We start from the raw sequence: 19,369 nt of genomic DNA, 5'->3' as shown, positions 1-19,369 counted from the left end.
ACACAAATTTACAAGTGTGGGAGGTTTATTGTTGTGGAATTAAAAATTAACCTATAGAATCCCGTTCCGCCTTTGAAGACTAGGCGAAATAAAAACAACTATAGGATGTAAAATGTTTAAAACTACTCTAGCTGCAGCAATCGTCGTTGGCGCAATGACTGCCCCTCTAGCTGCACACGCTTCTGATTCTGTAAACCCTTGGCAAGAATGTGGTATCGGTGCAATCATCTTCCCAGATAATGGTGCAGCTGCTGCAATTTCGAATATCATTTGGGACCTTGGTACGACTGCTGTTTCTACAAAGATTTCATCTGTAGAATCTTGTGCTGGTCGTGAAGTAAAAACTGCAATGTTTATTCAGCAAACATTCCCTACACTGGAGCAAGAAATTGCAGAAGGTCAAGGTGAATACGTGTCTGCGATGTTAGCAGTACGTGGCTGTGACGCAGCAGCAACAGCTGACATTGTAACCGCTATCAGAAATGACTACGCAGCGCAGCCTGCAAATAACGCTGAAGCACTATACAACATCGTAGAAACTCGCGTTTCGACTAGCTATTCAGCTCAGTGTAACGCAAGCTAAATGGTATAGGTGAGCACACCTAATAGCGCTGTGCTCACTTTTTTGATGAAGACCGTTCTCAAATATTCAGCTTACAGCTTACTGTTTTATAGTACAGCCACATTAAGCTTTGATACCAACGAGCTGGCCCAAAACACAACGTGGCAAAAACTTCTCCATCTAAAGAAAGATGGCCACAGTTTAATAAAATCAGCTTCTTTTTTTCTATCTGATCACACCCAATTTTCACCAGCGAACGAACTTAATGCAACTATTGCAGCTTTTCAACGTGAGCCTAGTTCACAGTGCCAATTTCCGGCTCGAGCCAAGTGGCTAAGATCCCAAGGCGTTCCGTTGCCAAAAGCGCCAGCTTGCGTGGCTTTTGATGAATGGAAAAATGAAGGTGACTGGAATTCTATCAGCTTAGTGTTTGCCTCCGGATACATGAGCAACCCGGCCTCGCTGTATGGGCATATGTTACTTAAAATCGGCTCTCAATCAGCTCACAATATCCTGTTAGACCGGAGTGTCAATTATGGAGCAATCGTTCCAGAGGACGAAAATGGGTTAGTTTATATAGCTAGAGGGTTATTTGGCGGCTATCAGGCTGGCTTTTCAGATCAGCGATTTTTTCATCATCACCATAACTACAGTGCGGACGAGCTGCGTGACCTTTGGGAGTACAAATTAAATTTAACACCAGATGAAGTCGAATTTATTACAAAACACCTTTGGGAATTACTAAACGCTCAATTTGATTATTACTTTGCTGACGAAAATTGCGCATTTCATATCGCACAACTTATTGAACTTGTGCTTGATAAGCCATTAACGGCTGACCTACCGCCTTGGGTGATCCCTGTCACTATTTTTGATAGATTGAATCAAGCTAAGCACCAAGATAATTCTTTAGTGTCAGCGATTCATTATATTCCTTCAACAAGCAGTGAGTTCTACAACCTATATGAAAAATTAAGTCCTGAGCTCAGATCGTTGGCAATCCATCTTTATCACCATCAAAAAGACTTCAATAATGAAAAGTATCAACAGCTTCCAACTGAGCAAAAAGTAATATTACTTGAAGTATTGATGAGCTTTGTACAGCTGCAACTTACCTTAGAAAGAGACGAGAAACGCAACAGCGAGTTTAAACGTGTATTGCTAAAAGAACGAATAAAGCTTCCAGCAGGCATCAGTAAGGCGAAATCCCTCTCGGCTATAACACCAAGTGACAAAGCACCACACTTGGCAACAAAACCGTCGAAAGTAAGCCTAGCCATTCAGTCACAGCCCGATTCAGAGTATACTGCGAGGTTTGGCTTTAGATTGACATATTTTGATTCGCTTTCTCCAGACACTGCTAGAGTTAAATTTTCAAACTTAGAAATGCTGGATGTAGAACTTGCGCTAGCTGATAACGACATAGATATTTACAAGTTTGACGTGCTGGATTTAGAGTCCTTTAATCCAAGCTATGCAAAAGGGTTTGATAACCAAAACTGGGCTTGGCGCCTACGCTTAGGCTATGAAAAGCAGCAGGCTTATTGTAATGATTGCGCTTTTGTTGGATTAAATACTGCAGCAGGCTACGCCCATCTGCTAAATGCTAGCAGCATCACATTTGCTCTCGCAACAATAGAAACTTTTTCTATAAATAACAATTACTATCTCAGCCCAGGTATTGAAGTTGGCTTACTTTCAAGGCTAAATAATTCTTTTGCATTCAGAACCTCTATCTCGAAAAACACTCATCACGCAGCACATATCAAACTTGAGCTCGCAAACCAGCTTTCGCCTCAATCCGATGTAAGGATTGGTTGGGACTATGCAGAAACATCCCGACTTTCATTACAGTTCAATTATTATTGGGATTAGTGGCTCACTTCGGCTGCCCATACTTAGGTGAGCGCACGCCATAAAGCAAACCACTGCTTGAGTCCGCTGATAATAATCTCTGTGATGCTTTCTGTGAAACTTCAAATCCTTTATCTGAAGTGCTTTCAATCACCTGATTTAGTACCGCGCCAATCAATGCGCCAGCCAAACTGCTATCACGGTCATCTCTGTCTTCACTACTTGACGCTTTTGACTTACCACGCCAAATTACTTGGCCAGTTTTTAAATCAACCAACCTTGCCGATAGCGCTACGGTAGTGTCACTATCTAATACAACGTATGACGTACCATAATCTTGAATCTCTATGTATAAGGCGGCGTCCGCAGCAAAGATTTCATAGAGCTTGTCTATCGCAACATTGTGAACATCATGAGCCACAGTTAAGCCGTTATTTTTAAAAGTCTCATTGACCAAAGATACTGGAAAAACATAATAGCCAGAGTCTGCAAGTGGCTTCACCACTGTCGCCATGACCCCGTAAGGCGCAACCACCTCATTGGAATTATTGATAGGCGGTAACACCAGTATCGACTTAGGATCGCTTTGAATAAAAGCGCTGTAATCCTGCTTAGGAGCCGTCGCACAGCCATTCAATAAGGCAAAAGTCAAAAGCACCAAGCTCGCTTTAATCCATTTCATCTTATTCTCCCTGTGCATTTTTTAGTAAAAAGTCGATATATTGCCTGGACTCAGGATACAGTTGTTTTTCCTGTTCAAAATACGCAAACCCTTTGCCGTTATCCCCTTGCATCAAATATAAGTAACCGAGATGCGCATACATACCTGGTGCTGGACTGATCTGCTTTACTTCTGCGCGCGCTATGCTTGACTCTAACTGACTGATCTGCTGCTCAAGCGACTGCCCATCACCTCGAAAGAACTCATAGAGGTTACGTTCGTAAGAACCGTAATAATATTGTGGTGTCGTACTCTGACAACCAGACAATATCAATAGTAAAGTCGCCACAAATATCATTTGCTTCATAATTTACCTGAGGTTTAGATTAGCTGTGGGGATTGTCTATAAAGGCTTCCAATCGCCTTTCTCGATACCACTCACCAAGTTATTAACGGCTTCACGAATAGCTAAATCCAATACCTTGCCGTTTAGCGTTGAGTCATACCCCGCAGTGCCACCAAAACCAACCACTTCTCGATTAGATAAGCTGTATTCTCCAGCACCTTGCACTGAGTAGACAACTTCTGAACTAGTCACATCAACGATATTCAGATTTACCTTAGCGTAAGCAATTTGCGATTTTCCTTTACCTAGGATGCCGAACAATTGTTTATCACCTACTTCTTTTCTACCAAACTCGGAAACATCTCCCGTGATCACAAAGTTAGCGCCTTTAATACTTTGTTTTGCGCCCGCAAATCCAGCTTCTTGGGCAATCTCTGTCATGTTTTCTCTATCTAAAACAATAAAGCGATTACTCTGCTGTAAATGGGTGGTCAGAATAGTTTTAGCCTGAGAACCCAAGCGATCCGGTCCTGAACTAAACACACCATTGTGAAAAGCTGAACGGTTTTGCAATTTACCAACCGCTAACTGACTTTTTGGTCCATTATATGTCTGATTATATGAGGCCACTTTAGGTGCTTCTACCGTTCTTGATGCTTCCGTTGCGCAACCCGCGGTTAATCCGACAAACGTCAATGCAATTACTGTGGCAAGCGGTTTATTCATTATCATTCTCCTAAAGTCATATGCGCCAGTCTGTGACGCAGCGATTCGTTTTGTTAATAACAATGTAGATAAATTTAGCTGACTTTAGTGTTAATTTTTGTTTGGGAAAAATGCAATAACGCTACATCTAGATGGGATTTTAAAGATAGTGCAAAATAAAACCGAGTACAGCACCGGAAAAAGTAGTGCAGACGACTTAAGAAGCGGCCATCAACAAACCTAAATTCATTTTTATAACAAATAGTTATGGATTTGTAAGTTTGTGATTTGCTTAGTACTGCACAAAGCACCAAGCAAGATTACTGTTAAAAAGCGCCATACACTTTCCAACAAATTAGCGTTGGCGCATCACGCCTTCTTGAATAGTCGACGCAACTAACTCACCTTGGCGGTTGAAAAATTGACCACGTACTAGGCCTCGGCCATTAGACGCGCTCGGACTATCAACGCTATATAAAATCCATTCATCCATTCTAAACGGACGATGGAACCACATCGCATGGTCTATTGTCGCGACTTGCATATTTGGCTGCATAAACGACAAACCATGTGGTTGTAGTGCAGTTGGTAGAAATTCAAAATCAGAGGCATAAGCCAGCAAATAGTTGTGGATCCTTCTGTCGTCCGGCATGTCACCATTGGCTTTAAACCAAACATTTCTCACCGGGTCCTGTTTTTTAGGTTTGAATGGATTTTGAAAGTTTACAGGGCGCATATCCAGCGGCATTTCTTGCGTAAATTTCGCTCGAAGTGATTCTGGAATGAGGTCCGCATGTTCTTGATAAAAGTGAAGTGATGACTTCAATGTTTCAGGCTCTGGCACATCCGGCATCAAAGATTGATGAGAAACGCCGGGTTCATCCCCTTGGAAAGAGGCAGTCATGTAAAATATCGGCTTACCATATTGAATGGCACTGATCCTACGAGTGCTAAAACTGCGACCATCACGAATGTTTTCGACATCGTAGACGATGGGCTTGCTTGCATCACCAGGACGCAAAAAGTAAGAGTGCAGCGAGTTAACAAAGCGCCCTTCTGGTAAGGTGTATTTTGCTGCGGACAACGCCTGCCCCATCACCTGACCTCCAAACACTTGAGGAAAACCAAGGTCTTGGCTTTGACCTCGATATATCCCTTGCTCAATTTCTTCAAGGCTGAGCAAATCCAACAGATTTTGTAACACTTGACTCATGTTGCACTCCGAACGTCTAGTAGAACTGGCGATAGTCGTTATAATGAGATAATACTTTTACCAAATCCAAGTAAGACTCGGACTGGTAGCAAACCAAGTACATTGCTCAAATGAGTATAATACATCATAACTCAAACTATTGGACTAACCCATATGGCTTATTGGCTGTTTAAAACAGAACCCGATGCATTTTCCATTGATGACTTAAAAAACGCGCCTGAGCAGCAAACTTTTTGGGAGGGAATTCGTAATTATCAGGCAAGAAACTTCCTGCGTGACGAGGTTAAGGTGGGTGACTCAGTGTTTATTTACCACTCAAGCTGTAAAGTCCCTGCGGTTGTCGGTATTGCCAAAGTGGTGAAAGCAGCAGAGCCAGATCCACATCAATTTGACTTAAGCAGTGATTATTATGATGCTAAATCAAGCACTGATAACCCTCGCTGGGTAGGTGTCACTCTAGCATATGAGCGGCACCTACGCCCGGTGACCCTGCAAGCGATAAAAGCCAACACTGCGCTCACCGAGCTGGCTCTAAAAAAAGGGGGGAGGTTATCCATCATGCCCATCATCGAACCTGAGTGGCAGGTTATTTTAGAGATGTCGGGGCAAAGCTAACGTTTTGCTTTGCCTTTTTGTCGCCCGTGCTTAGGCACTATGCTGATATATAGCAGCAAAGCGACCCAAGAAAACAGTAGCGTTCCTATCAGCCAGCCGTTTTTTTCATGCCCTTTGCTGCGCTTGCTTCCTGCAACCAAAGCGACAGGAAGTAAGTAAGCGCACACAACAGCAATCATCAAAAAGAGTTCTTCGAACATAGTGATGACCAGTCAACCTCTGATGCAAGCACTCGCTGTGGTGCAATATAGTGCAAAATATCTCCCCCTGTGATGTTGTAATCCAGAGGTGGGTTTAGATCCATATTTAGCGCATTTATATCGTGCGCAACACCGAGCAGCGTCGCATCATGATGCTGTTTAAAATAACCAAAAATATCACCAAAGGTTAAACAGCTTACCTCTGCAGGTAAGGCTAAGCTAAATTGCGTATCGCCGTGTAGCGTCGACAGCAATTCCTCTTGTACTCGGCTTGAGCCTGGGTCTTGCATGGCTCGCACTAAGATTTCCGCAGACATAGATGCTGAGCATTCAACATTTTTACAATGCTCTCTTAAAAGTAGTGCTTTGCTATCGTCCAAGAAGTGCGCGCTAATATGTGCTTCGGGTTTTACTACCCGACTAAGCTTTAGCGCGGTGGTAAATGTCTGGTTATCATCATCGCCATCAATGATGATTTTGTCAGCCCGCTCAATGTTAATCCGACTTAGCTGTTCGTCATCAGTAAAGCTGGTTAAACGCGCAAATGCGACTTCCGGATAACTCAACAGCGGATGCTCCATGGCCTCGGTGACGGCTAATACGATTTTTCTATCTTCGCGTTTATTGTCACCTAAAATGTAATCCACCATTTTTTTTGTTCTGACATCATGCCAACCAAAAATTACAATGTGGTTTTGCAAATGTGCAAAGTCTTTTTCCCCTGTCATGCCTCTTCTCACCCAATACGTCACAAATTGTCCAGCTTTTCCCAATAACACACCAAATAGCGCAAGGCCAAATGGGATCTGTATTATGGCAACGACTAAACGGCCAAAATCCGTTGTTGCACTAAAGTCTCCGTAGCCAACTGTTGAAGTCGTCACCACGTAGTAATAAAAGAACGTGCTCAGTGGTAATAACGCCGATTCATTGCTGAGCCATAATAACCCCCAGGTCACCGACATATGAATGAGCGTTGCCATAAATAACAGTTGCCAGCTGGCCTTATCCACATGAGCCCGCATCAAAACAACTAAGCGCTTAAAAATTATAGGCATATTGCTTCCCTATCAAATACATACTGCTACCTTACTGCAGATTTTAGCCAAAAAACAACACGACATATCGACTTCTTTGATATAGTCTTAGAAAAGGTTACAAGAAGTAATGAGGGGTTAACATGGCTGGCGTATTGGCCTCAGTAAATCAACGCACACAACTGGTGGGTGAAAACCGCCTAGAGTTGCTATTGTTTCATCTTCATAGCCGCCACTTTTTTGCGCTCAACGTCTTCAAGGTAAAAGAAGTTGTTAAGCTCCCTCATCTTAACAAAATGCCCAATGCACACCCTAAAGTGTGTGGCGTAACCAACATCCGTGGTGAGTCTATTCCGGTTATCGATTTACGACAAGCGATATGCATGCCGCCATGCGACCGAGACAAAGACTGCAACTTAGTGATCACAGAGTACAACCGCTCAGTGCAGGCTTTCTTAGTTGGTAAAGTTGACCAAATCGTCAATACTACGTGGTCCGATATTATGCCAACCCCTAAGTCTGTTGGCCGCAATCACTATCTCACCGCACTGACCAAAATCAAACGTGACGGCGTTGAACACATCGTTGAAATTATCGATGTAGAAAAGGTACTTGCCGAAATCGTCGAATACAAAGTTGAGATCCCGCAAGACATTCTAGATAAAGATATCATCAACGAGTTTCATGGCCGTAAAATTCTACATGCCGATGACTCGCCGACTGCTCGTCGTCAAGTTGCCGATACCTTGGCACAATTGGGCATAGAAATCATCCCAGCGACTGACGGCCAAGAGGCGCTCAATGTGTTAAAGCACTGGGCCGACGAAGGTATCGACGTACAAAAAGAGTTACTTGCGGTGATCACCGATGCAGAAATGCCGGTTATGGATGGTTATCGACTCACCTATGAAATTCGCAATGACAGTCGCCTGAAAGACCTTTATGTCATTCTCAATACCTCACTCAGTGGCAGCTTTAATCATGCCATGGTCGAAAAAGTGGGTTGTAATGCGTTTCTATCAAAATTCCAGCCCGATTTATTGGTTACAGAGGTACAAAATCGGTTGAAGGACGTTTTGCAAAAATAAATATAAACACTGTATAAAAAACCAGTTTATGTTTCTTTATAAATCATAACGTTACCTTTACTCGGTTAGGTTTGCTTTGCGATATGCTGGGATTTACGGCAACGACTCGGTATACTTGCCATCATTTGAGCAAATAGGCAAAGCAATGGACGTATCAGAATTACTCGACGGCCTCAACGACAAACAGCGCGATGCAGTCGCCGCACCTCTGCAAAACATGTTAGTGCTCGCAGGTGCGGGGTCAGGTAAAACACGAGTACTCGTTCATCGTATAGCTTGGCTTATGCAAGTTGAGCACGCCTCTGCATTTAGTATTTTCGCGGTAACCTTTACCAATAAGGCAGCCAAAGAAATGCGTGCTCGTGTTGAAGCGACGCTCAATGGCCCTGTTGGTGGTATGTGGATAGGCACTTTCCACGGCCTTGCCCACCGCATGTTACGCGCCCATCACCGTGAAGCTAAATTACCAGAGTCATTTCAAATTCTAGATAGCGATGATCAGCAACGAATGATCCGCCGTTTGCTCAAAGCCATGAATATCGATGAGAAAAAGTGGCCACCTAAGCAGTTAAGCTGGTACATCAGCGCGCGTAAAGACGAAGGATTAAGACCCAAAGATATTCAAGCATACGATGTCAACGAACAGCTGATGCTGAACGTGTATAGTGCTTACCAAGATGCCTGTGATAGAGCCGGTCTTGTTGATTTTGCCGAGATCCTATTGCGCTGCTACGAGCTATTACAGCAACAACCTACCTTGCTACGTCACTATCAACAACGCTTCCGCCATATGCTAGTGGACGAGTTCCAAGATACCAACAGCATTCAGTATTTGTGGCTACGCCTGCTTGCAGGTAGTGACAACAATATCATGATCGTAGGGGATGACGACCAGAGTATTTACGGCTGGCGTGGTGCAAAAATAGAAAACATCAAACGTTTTCTAGACGACTTTAACGCCGAAACGATCCGTCTTGAACAAAATTATCGTTCTACTGCAACCATTCTAAAAGCATCCAACGCGCTCATTGAAAACAACGCCGAACGAATGGGTAAAAGTCTCTGGACTGACGGTAACCAAGGCGAGCCAATTTCAATTTACGCCGCTTTTAATGAACTTGATGAAGCACGCTTTGTGGTTGGCAAAATTAAATCTTGGTTACAGGCTGGCAATGCGCTCAGCGACAGCGCGGTACTCTACAGAAACAACGCACAGTCCCGAGTGTTAGAAGAAGCCTTACTTCAAGAAGGGCTAAAATACCGTATTTATGGCGGTATGCGTTTCTTCGAACGCCAAGAGATTAAAGATGCCCTGTCTTACCTTCGTATAATCAGTAATCGTAATGACGACGCGGCATTTGAGCGTGTGATAAACACCCCAACCCGTGGTATTGGTGATAAAACGTTAAGTCATATTCGCGATTGTGCACGTCACGAATCACTCTCACTTTGGGATGCAGCCAAAGCCGTACTTGCGCAAAAGCATTTAGCGGGAAGAGCAGCTACGGCGGTGACAAAATTTATTGAATTAGTCGAGCAGCTAGACGATAAAATTGCCGAGCTTGAACTGGCACAACAAGCACAGACAGCCATTGAGCAGTCAGGTCTCATGGCAATGTATCAAGCCGAAAAAGGCGAAAAAGGCCGCGCTCGAGTGGAAAACTTGGAAGAATTGATCAGTGCTTGTGGTCAGTATGAGCTGCCTATCGATGAAGATTTTACTTCACCATTACAAGGCTTTTTAGCCTATACCTCTTTGGAGGCAGGCGAAGGCCAGGCAGACGAGCACGAAGATGCGGTACAAATGATGACGCTGCACTCGGCCAAAGGTCTCGAGTTCCCATTGGTCTTTATGGTTGGGGTGGAAGAAGGCATGTTCCCATCGCAACAAAGTAATGAAGAGTCAGGCCGCTTGGAAGAAGAGCGCCGCTTGTGCTACGTCGGTATGACGCGTGCCATGGATAAGCTTTACATTAGCCACGCAGAAAGTCGCCGCTTGTATGGTCAAGAAAAACATCACAGCCCTTCAAGGTTCTTACGTGAAATTCCTGAAGACTGCATGGAAGAAATCCGGATCAAAACGCAAATTTCTCGTCCGGCTAACTCGGGTCGATTCAGCCCATCAATCAGTCACGCGACCTTTGAAGATAGCGGCTTTAATTTAGGCCAGCGCGTCCTCCATGCCAAATTTGGTGCAGGTACAGTGCTTAACTATGAAGGTGCAGGTGCTCAATCACGCATCCAAGTTAGCTTTGATGATGTTGGTAGTAAGTGGTTAGTAACCGCCTATGCAAGACTTCAAGCACTCTAGTCTTTCACAATTACGTTCTCAGCTTGCCGATGCCCGCCATCGGCAACTCTTGCTTATCACCGGCAGCCAAGCTTGGTGTTACGCGCAGTGTCAGCAGCTACTAGCAAACTCAAACGATAATCTTATCCTAAGTAGCAATAAGACATTAGAAAATGCCGTTTGGCCTGAGCATTTACACCAAATACTCGGACAAGAATTTAGCAACCTAGTCTACGACGGCTTTAGCGGTATTGTGCCTAACAAAATCGCAGCGGCAGCGGGCACGGTAAAAGCAGGCGGCTTACTGCTGTTGTTACTTCCCGAGTTAGATGAACTCGACCACTGGCTAGACCCTGCAATTACCCGCTGGTGTTCAGAGGGGCAAACGCCCAAACACAGCCACTTTTTAAAAAGGTGGCAGCAGCTCTGGCAGCAACGAACAGTTTGGCATATCAGTGAACACTTTGGAGCTCAATTACCCTCAGCGTATCTTGCTACAAGTTCAGTGGTTAGTGGTATTGCAGAGCAACAAATTGTACTTGCGCAACTCTCCGCAATATTGGAAAACCAGCAAACACCTGTATTACTGAGTGCAGATAGAGGTCGAGGGAAGAGCGCGTTATTAGGTCTCTTGGCATCAAAGCATCCTACACAACAATTTGTTATTTGTAGCCGCCATTTTCATGCTCTGCATAGTTGCTTTAGCATGCTTGCTCAAACACTCAATACCGAGGTTGATGTAAAAACGAAGAAGCTGGCTAATCTCAGCTATATGGCACCAGATACGTTACTACAACAAGCCTCTACGCTTGATAGCAATACGATTATTTTGGTAGATGAGGCAGCTGCCCTGCCAGTTCCATTTTTAATACAAATCACTCAACTTGGTTTTCGCTGCATTTTTTCCAGCACCTTAGTTGGTTATGAGGGTAATGGTAGAGGCTACACGTTACGGTTTAAACGCTACTTAGAATCACATTACCCAAGTTATCTTGATTTCACCTTGTCGACTCCTATTCGTTATGCGTCAGATGATCCACTGGAGCAGCAGATCAGGGATTTATTTGTACTCGAGTGTAAAGCGACATCACCCATATTCACTTCATCAACCACAATGCGTGCTATTTCCCAGAGTGAATTGGTAGAAAATAGCCAGTTACTTGAGCAAGTATTTTCACTGCTCGTTTTAGCGCATTATCAAACCAGCGTCGATGATTTACGGCAATTATTAGATGCACCCGATCTGCGCTTACAAGGTGCGTTTTGCAATAACGAACTAGTAGGTATTTGCCTTGCTGTCATCGAAGGCGGACTCGCTTCAGATCTCGCAGAAGATATTCTAGTAGGAAAACGAAGACCCACAGGCCATCTCTTGGCGCAGCAGCTAACGACAAGCTTGGGTGATAGCCGTTTTGTCACCGAAAAAAGCGCAAGAGTTGTTAGAATAGCCGTGCACCCGGATGTACAACAGCAAGGAATTGGCAGTCAATTACTTGAATGTTTTGAAACCACATTACCAGAAGATATCAGTTACATAGGAACCAGTTTTGGCCTTACAGCGCCATTGCTTTCATTTTGGTCACAACGTCACTATCAGCCGATGAAACTGGGATTTAAGCAAGATAAGGCCAGTGGCGAGTATGCAGTTTTGATGTTCAAAAAAATCCGAGGCGACTTAGACAACGCCTATACTCGAGTATTCAAACAAGCTTTTTTCTATCAGTTGCGCTCGCACTATCAACAACTCGATACTGAGGTGGTGAGCGCGCTATTGGCGACCTTACCCTTTGAACATATAACTAATGAGCAGCTAGATTATTTGCGCTATTTACGTAAAAGCAACCCGGTTGAGCAACAAGTATGTCCTTTTTTATGGCAGTTGATCACAACCGATCCTCGATTGCTTAAAAACTTAACTAAAGTTTCCAAAGCATTAGTGATTCGTCTAATATTACAGCAACATTCGACCCACGTCGTAATTAATTTGCTTGGGTTATCTGGTAAAAAAGCCCTCACCACAACGCTAAGAGAGACAGTACGGCAAGTATATGAGTATTTTCGGTGTTAAATTTTTACTATTCACTTTTGCTTCTGCTGTACTGAGCTTTGCAGCTTCCGCTCAACCTGTGGTGAAAATTGGTATGTCCACCGCACTCTCAGGTCCTGCAAAAGAGATTGGTCAACAACTAAGGGCTGGTGCTGAGCTACATTTTAACTTTTATAACCAGCATAAAACGGATGGCGCAGCTAAGATTGAGTTGCAGGTGCTAGATGATGGCTATGAGCCACACAAAACTGTAACCAATGCTCGTAAGCTCGTTTATGAAAATAAGGTCGATGCATTATTTGGCGTTATGGGCACCCCAACCTCTTACGCTATAAAACCAATTTTAGAACACTCTAAAGTTCCCTTTCTTATGCCATATACTGGCGCTGAGTTTCTCCAAGATCCTATTACTTTTAATGTGTTTAACCTCCGCACTAGCTATAATAAAGAGGCTCAAGATATCATCCGCTACTTCGTCGATGAACAAAAACTCAAGCGAGTCGCTCTACTCATACAAGCCGATGAATTTGGTCTCACCGTAGAAAAAAGCCTTACCAAAGCGTTAGCTGAACGTGGATTCAAACCTGTTGTGATAACCCGTTTTAGACGAAATACTGATGATATTGAGCGAGCACTTGAGCAAGCACAGCGCCATAAAATTGAAGGCTTGGCTATGGTCGGCACCTACACGCCACTGTCTAAGTTTATCAATCGTGCCATGGAAGTTGGCCTAGAAACACAATACGCCACGGTTTCATTTGCCTCCTCCAATGAGCTATTCGCTAGACTCAGAGGCAAGCCCAAAGTATTAGTCACCGAAGTTGTGCCTGACCCAGCGATTTGTAAGGGTAAGCTTTGTGACACTTTTCGCGAAGCAGTCCGCAATAGCACGCTTTCCCAAAACGAACAGGTATTCGAAGGCTATCTCAATGCCTACTTGTTGACGACTGCTATCCAGCAATGTGATCTGCCTATTGACAGCAATTGCCTACTAAACGCATTACAACACGAGTTGGAGCATAACACCGTTATTAAAGAGGTATTTATGCTCCAGCCAGCGCAAAAGAAATTGCCAGTTTACCGTTCCTTTTTCCAATAATGTTCTATGCTTAGTTGATACTGACCATATGCGAGGCTGACATGGATTTAATTAACTTTCGCGTCGGGAAAAAAACAATATCACTGCAAATCCTCGATATTCTATTAACTGAACGCTACGAAGAAAATTTAACGGATTTACCCAATGACAACCCCAGCTTCTTGGGCGTCAAAGATTACATGGGCGTACCGACCCCTATTTTTGATTTAGGGATCATATTGAACAAACGCTCTTCCTATGAGACCAATCAAGAATTGGTCAGCATGCTACAGCAGCGAGAGCAAGATCATAAAGAATGGCTTGTCGCACTCGAAGCAAGCATTTTTAACGATGTCCCCTTCACTAAAGCCAAAGATCCAAAGCAATGTGCTTTTGGACAGTGGTATTACGGCTTCAAAACTGAAAATGACGATCTTAAAGCACTACTGAGTCGCTTCGAAGAACCACATGCAAAACTACATTCATTAGCGGATAAACTATTAGTGATGTGCGCACAGGGACATAAACAAGAAGCCATAGATACTCTCGCTCGTGAAAAGAGCACCACTTTTAATAAACTCATACGATTGTTTGAATCAGCCCGTGATCAGATCATGCTTGACCATAAACCTATCATCGTCTTTACCACTCAAGATGGCCAAAGTCCGCATATCGGTTTGCTTGTCGATAAGGTAGAAGATAACGTTCACTGTGACGAAAGCGATATTAAATCACTACAGGAAATGACCAGTATTGGTTTTGAAATCGATGCGCAAACCAAAAAGTTGATGAAGGGTTTGGTCAAGATGGGAAAACGTCACAGCGTATTGATTGACCCTAGCGCCATTTTCCGCCCAGAACATTTACAAAATTATGAGCCAGAAGAAACAGAAGAGTACGGCTTGTTTTAGATTCAGCAAATGGAGCACAAAAAAACGCCGCAAAATTGCGGCGTTTTTTGTATTCTAAGTAGCCTGCTTCGAGATAACTTGTTATCCCAAGCTCAGGTTACTTAGCTTGGCGGCTAGCGCGTTTACGCTCGCTTTCAGTCAGTAATTTCTTACGAATACGGATGCTTTCAGGCGTTACTTCTACTAGCTCGTCGTCATCGATGAACTCAAGCGCTTGCTCTAAAGACATAACAACAGGTGGCACAAGGTTTTGTGCTTCATCAGTACCAGATGCACGTACGTTTGTTAACTGCTTACCTTTAAGCGCGTTTACCGTTAGGTCGTTATCACGGCTGTGAATACCAATAACCATACCTTCGTACACTTCAACACCGTGACCAATAAATAGGCGACCACGCTCTTGTAGGTTGAATAGTGCGTTTGTTAGCGCTTTACCTGCTGCGTTAGCGATTAGTACACCATTTTTACGCTGACCGATGTTACCGCCTTTGTGTGGGCCGTAATGTGAGAACGTGTGGTACATCAAACCAGAGCCAGATGTTAACGTCATAAATTCAGTTTGGAATCCGATTAGACCACGCGCAGGCATCATGAAGTCCATGCGTACACGACCTTTGCCGTCAGGAGACATGTCAGTCATTTCCGCTTTACGCAGACCAAGCTGTTCCATGATAGAGCCTTGGTGTTCTTCTTGACAGTCAATAGTCACTGTTTCGTACGGTTCTTCCAGCTGACCATCAACATGGCGCAAGATTACTTCTGGACGAGATACTGCAATCTCGTAGCCTTCACGACGCATGTTCTCGATAAGAATACCTAAGTGAAGTTCACCACGACCAGATACACGGAAGCTATCTGGGTTATCTGTTTCTTCAACACGTAGTGCAACGTTGTGCACAAGCTCAGCTTCTAGACGCTCAAGAATGTTACGTGAGGTTACGTATTTACCTTCTTGGCCTGAGAATGGAGACGTGTTCACAGAGAAAGTCATTGTTACTGTCGGTTCATCAACAGACAATGGTGGTAGTGCTTCGACATTATTCTGACAACAGATAGTGTCAGAGATTTTCAGCTCACCAAGACCTGTAATTGCGATAATATCACCAGCCGTTGCTTGCTCAACTTCGTGACGGTCAAGGCCTAAATAACCAAGTACCTGGCCAACTTTACCATTACGTGTCTTACCATCAGCACCGACAATAGTCACTTGTTGGTTAGGTTTAACTGAACCACGCTTGATACGACCAACACCGATAACACCAACATATGAGTTGTAATCAAGCTGAGAAATTTGCATCTGGAACGGACCTTCAGGATCCGCGTTAGGCGCTTCAACTTCGTCTACGATAGCTTGGAACATTGGTTCCATGTTGTCAGACGGTTCATCAAGATCAAGTGTTGCCCAACCGTTGATTGCTGATGCGTAGATCACTTTAAAGTCTAGCTGTTCGTCAGTTGCACCTAAATTATCAAATAGGTCGAAAACTTGGTCCATTACCCAATCAGGACGAGCGCCCGGCTTGTCAATTTTGTTGATTACAACAATTGGCTTAAGACCCTGAGCAAACGCCTTTTGCGTTACGAAACGCGTTTGTGGCATCGGACCTTCTTGCGCGTCAACTAGTAGTAATACTGAGTCAGCCATCGAAAGAACACGTTCTACTTCACCACCGAAGTCGGCGTGTCCTGGAGTATCTACGATATTGATACGGTAGTCGTTCCACTTGATTGCGGTATTTTTTGCAAGGATGGTGATACCACGCTCTCTTTCAAGATCGTTTGAGTCCATCACTCGCTCTTCATTACCACCGCGCTGCTGTAGTGTACCTGATTGCTCTAGTAGCTTGTCTACAAGCGTTGTTTTACCGTGGTCTACGTGCGCGATAATCGCGATATTTCTTAACTTTTCGATGCTCATATTATTACTCAGTGAAGTTGGCCCTCAGTGATCCTAGTCGATCTACGCAAAAATGCGCATTGAGATTGCCCGATTGAGAATTAAAGGTCGCGTATTATCTACTATTAATGTGACAGATGAAAGTTTATCCAACATTTTTTTCAATAATCCTCATCAGAAACTCATAAATCAATGGCAGAGTATCGGATCACCACAGTCTAAGCGCAGTCACAGTCCATTTATGGTCTTTTATCGTCCGATAATGGACTAAATGATTGCAATAAAAATGTAAATTCTATATTTATCAAAAAGATAAATTCTGGCATACGCGTTGCTGACCTTGTTCTATTTGAGTGACATGTCTGTTACAGAATACAGACGGATATCGTGAGCGGATTTGGGGTAAAAATGGTAATACATTCTATTAAAATGGCCTGGCAAAGACTTCAATGCCACATTAGTTATGCGTTAACAATCACGCTCACTCTAGCAATGACGCTAGGCGCATTGGTATCAATGTATAATCTAAATTATCAACTTCTCGCAGCTCCGCTTCCCTATCCTGATTCTGAACGCCTAATGCTAATGCGTGGTGAATTAGTTGATGACCATAATGAGGTGAAACAGAGCAACTTTATTCCTCATGCGGGGAGTTTAGAGGCATACAACAAACAAACACAATTCTCTGATATCGAAATCATGGCCATTCAGAATATTAGTATTGATGTTGAACAAAGTTTACCGAGCAGTCCTACATTTAACATCGGTGCTATTACCCCTGAGTTTATGCCATTACTCAATGCGCCACTGGCATTGGGCCGCTACTTTAGTGCTGATGAAGGGGTCGGTAGTCAGCAACCCGTTGCAATCGTTTCATACCAAGTATGGAAGCGTTACTTCGGTGGTAACCCTGATATTTTAGATAAAACGCTCGTATTCAAAGGCGTTAGTTTTAAAATAGTAGGTGTTACTGATAAGCAATTTATTGAACCCGTATTATCAACACCCAACTGGTATACTGATGTATGGATTAGCTATGACTACAATGATTCACCAGCTCCGACATGGCAAAGGAATAATATCCAGACATATCAATTGCTAAAGTTACATGACGTGCAACATGCACGTCGCGCAAAGCTGTCTCTTGAAAACTGGCTCAACGAACAACTACAACAACAAACTGCTGGTGAACAAGCATTTGCCAACAGTAAAGTACATCTCAAATTTATCCCCGTTAAACATCGTATTATCGGTGAAGCATCGCAAGTGAGTATTATGATGTTGTTAGGGAGCCTTGTATTGCTGTTAATAGCATTGAGTAATATTTGTAGTTTAGTGCTATCACGTGCAGCAGAGCAACAAAAGAGCTTTGCTATTCAGGCCGCTTTGGGTGCAAAACCAAATCACCTATTTTTGCATATTGCAATAGAGCTAGGACTGCTGTTTATAACAGCCGCAGCATTGTCGCTGTTCATTGCCGAAGGGATCATCGAGCTGCTAAAGTCAGGAGTAGCTGGCCCATTAGCACGCCTACAAGAACTCAATCTAGAGATGCATACTATTGCATTTGCCTTCTTAGTCAGTATTACGGTGTGCTTACTCCTTTCTTGGATAGTAAGCCGGCAACTTAACTACCGCCATATTGTTCAGCAACTGCAAAGTAGTGGTAAAGGAACCAGCGTTCAAATCTCCGCAACGACTCGCACTTTACTAATCTCGTTTCAGTTATTTATCTGTCTTTCACTCCTCACTATTTGCATTGGGATATTCCAAACAAGCTGGCAAAACTTACAACGTGATACAGGGATTAGGGAACAAAATACCTATCAAGTCGCGCTTAACTTAGGCACTCTATTAGAACAAATGAGTCGGGAAGAGCGTCAACAATTACTCCTATCTGCCGTTGACTCATTGGCGAAGCTACCCCACGTCGCAACAGCTGGTATTGGGGGTTACCCGCCAATTTCCTACTGGTTGCCTGGTTTTTCTGACCGCCAGATGCAACTTGAACCGGGAATAGAAAAGAATGCTTTTGAGTATCAACGCACGACTGGTACGTCAACTTACTTCGACACCTTTGGTGCTAAACTTACCAGTGGGAGATCCTTTACCATGAAAGAAGCCATTAATAGTGATCCTGTCGTTATTGTAAATCAAACACTCGCTAAACGACTGAAAGAACAGGGACAAGTACTAGGTGCAAAATTATACCCACGTAATAGTCATGAGAGTTTAGAAGTGGTGGGTGTCGTTGATGATATCTATCTTCCTAAACAGCTGCACATCGCGAGAGTTTTTACACCAGCAATACCGACAGGTTACCCTTTCATTTTAATTCAAACCAAGCCTCACTCTACAATTAGCAGAGCGGAAATCAATCAAGTATTAACACGTATTCACCCTCAGATGCGCGTTTACAACTTCCAATCTACAACTGAGCTTCTAGCGGCACATTTACAGCAAGAACGTGTAATCAGTATCTTCACCTTAACACTTTCTGTGATTGCACTTGCACTCGCTGCGCTTGGTATCTATGGTGTATGTAAATACAATATGGCATTACGACGCTTTGAGCTAGGTGTCAGAATGTCATTAGGCGCAACACCTATTGCCATATTTTCACTCGTGTTAAAGGATAATTTACGACCTATTCTAGCTGCCGTATGCACCTCAATCTTGGTATTATTGAGTATTTCGATGCTTCAGGATACGCTTGTACCTGTTACAATAAATAGCGCTATCCATTGGTTAGTTTCTTTCACTTTAGTCGTTATTCTAGTCGTTGGTGTTGCGCTACTATCCTTAAAAAGTATTATTACCCGCCCAGCATTACACTCGCTTCGCGGAGAGTAATGCTGCTGTTGA

The 19,369-nt window shown here is 43.5% G+C and carries 16 protein-coding genes; 9 read left to right on the top strand and 7 right to left on the bottom strand.

The window, feature by feature from the left end; genetic code table 11:
• Positions 1 to 112 precede the first annotated feature (112 nt).
• On the top strand, positions 113 to 583 hold the full coding sequence (locus tag PNC201_RS00845; protein ID WP_069023445.1) for a DUF3015 family protein: 471 nt from the start codon (positions 113 to 115) through the stop codon (positions 581 to 583).
• 45 nt (positions 584 to 628) lie between these two features.
• A complete protein-coding gene (locus PNC201_RS00840; RefSeq protein ID WP_102055879.1) occupies positions 629 to 2,437 on the top strand; it encodes an Lnb N-terminal periplasmic domain-containing protein in 1,809 nt (602 codons plus the stop codon).
• A 4-nt stretch (positions 2,438 to 2,441) separates the two neighbouring features.
• Here PNC201_RS00840 and PNC201_RS00835 read toward each other — a convergent pair whose 3' ends face one another.
• From PNC201_RS00835 to tesB, 4 genes are all read right to left on the bottom strand, one after another.
• On the bottom strand, positions 2,442 to 3,098 hold the full coding sequence (locus PNC201_RS00835) for a DUF799 domain-containing protein (RefSeq protein ID WP_102055878.1): 657 nt from the start codon (positions 3,096 to 3,098) through the stop codon (positions 2,442 to 2,444).
• Between the two features lies 1 nt (position 3,099).
• Complete coding sequence (locus tag PNC201_RS00830) at positions 3,100 to 3,444, bottom strand: DUF4810 domain-containing protein (RefSeq protein WP_102055877.1); 345 nt, start codon at positions 3,442 to 3,444, stop codon at positions 3,100 to 3,102.
• A gap of 36 nt (positions 3,445 to 3,480) precedes the next feature.
• Positions 3,481 to 4,149 carry a CsgG/HfaB family protein gene (locus tag PNC201_RS00825; RefSeq protein ID WP_102055876.1) on the bottom strand — a complete coding sequence of 223 codons (669 nt, stop codon included), beginning with the start codon at positions 4,147 to 4,149 and terminating at the stop codon, positions 3,481 to 3,483.
• A 334-nt stretch (positions 4,150 to 4,483) separates the two neighbouring features.
• Complete coding sequence (gene tesB, locus PNC201_RS00820) at positions 4,484 to 5,341, bottom strand: acyl-CoA thioesterase II (RefSeq protein WP_095728597.1); 858 nt, start codon at positions 5,339 to 5,341, stop codon at positions 4,484 to 4,486.
• A 153-nt stretch (positions 5,342 to 5,494) separates the two neighbouring features.
• Here tesB and PNC201_RS00815 point away from each other — a divergent pair, with 153 nt between their 5' ends.
• Entirely contained in the window at positions 5,495 to 5,956 is a 462-nt protein-coding gene (locus PNC201_RS00815; RefSeq protein WP_102055875.1) for an EVE domain-containing protein, read from the top strand.
• On the opposite strand, the gene PNC201_RS00810 is transcribed toward PNC201_RS00815, so the two are convergent.
• Entirely contained in the window at positions 5,953 to 6,135 is a 183-nt protein-coding gene (locus PNC201_RS00810) for a hypothetical protein (protein ID WP_010374482.1), read from the bottom strand. The genes PNC201_RS00815 and PNC201_RS00810 overlap by 4 nt on opposite strands.
• Complete coding sequence (locus tag PNC201_RS00805; RefSeq protein ID WP_010607893.1) at positions 6,135 to 7,214, bottom strand: potassium channel family protein; 1,080 nt, start codon at positions 7,212 to 7,214, stop codon at positions 6,135 to 6,137. The genes PNC201_RS00810 and PNC201_RS00805 overlap by 1 nt, the downstream gene beginning before the upstream one ends.
• A 122-nt stretch (positions 7,215 to 7,336) precedes the next feature.
• Here PNC201_RS00805 and PNC201_RS00800 point away from each other — a divergent pair, with 122 nt between their 5' ends.
• From PNC201_RS00800 to PNC201_RS00780, 5 genes are all read left to right on the top strand, one after another.
• Positions 7,337 to 8,281, top strand: a complete 945-nt coding sequence (locus PNC201_RS00800) for a chemotaxis protein CheV (RefSeq protein ID WP_010607892.1) — start codon at positions 7,337 to 7,339, stop codon at positions 8,279 to 8,281.
• A 145-nt stretch (positions 8,282 to 8,426) separates the two neighbouring features.
• Positions 8,427 to 10,592: a DNA helicase II gene (gene uvrD / locus PNC201_RS00795; protein ID WP_010607891.1), complete on the top strand. Its 2,166-nt coding sequence runs from the start codon at positions 8,427 to 8,429 to the stop codon at positions 10,590 to 10,592.
• Positions 10,570 to 12,639: a GNAT family N-acetyltransferase gene (locus PNC201_RS00790; protein ID WP_102055874.1), complete on the top strand. Its 2,070-nt coding sequence runs from the start codon at positions 10,570 to 10,572 to the stop codon at positions 12,637 to 12,639. The genes uvrD and PNC201_RS00790 overlap by 23 nt, the downstream gene beginning before the upstream one ends.
• Positions 12,620 to 13,717 (top strand): ABC transporter substrate-binding protein, encoded by a 1,098-nt coding sequence (locus PNC201_RS00785; protein WP_010607889.1) that lies wholly within the window; start codon positions 12,620 to 12,622, stop codon positions 13,715 to 13,717. The genes PNC201_RS00790 and PNC201_RS00785 overlap by 20 nt, the downstream gene beginning before the upstream one ends.
• 41 nt (positions 13,718 to 13,758) lie before the next feature.
• Positions 13,759 to 14,607, top strand: coding sequence for a CZB domain-containing protein (locus PNC201_RS00780; RefSeq protein ID WP_010607888.1), 849 nt, complete (start codon positions 13,759 to 13,761; stop codon positions 14,605 to 14,607).
• A 97-nt stretch (positions 14,608 to 14,704) separates the two neighbouring features.
• On the opposite strand, the gene typA is transcribed toward PNC201_RS00780, so the two are convergent.
• A complete protein-coding gene (gene typA, locus PNC201_RS00775; protein ID WP_095728606.1) occupies positions 14,705 to 16,525 on the bottom strand; it encodes a translational GTPase TypA in 1,821 nt (606 codons plus the stop codon).
• Positions 16,526 to 16,912: 387 nt separating this feature from the next.
• Here typA and PNC201_RS00770 point away from each other — a divergent pair, with 387 nt between their 5' ends.
• Positions 16,913 to 19,357, top strand: a complete 2,445-nt coding sequence (locus PNC201_RS00770) for an ABC transporter permease (RefSeq protein ID WP_227387609.1) — start codon at positions 16,913 to 16,915, stop codon at positions 19,355 to 19,357.
• Positions 19,358 to 19,369: the final 12 nt, after the last annotated feature.

Origin of the sequence: Pseudoalteromonas sp. NC201, from assembly GCF_002850255.1 — a bacterium.
Lineage (GTDB): Bacteria > Pseudomonadota > Gammaproteobacteria > Enterobacterales > Alteromonadaceae > Pseudoalteromonas.
Note: the sequence above shows the minus strand (reverse complement) of the source record. Positions and strands in the feature narration are given on the sequence as shown.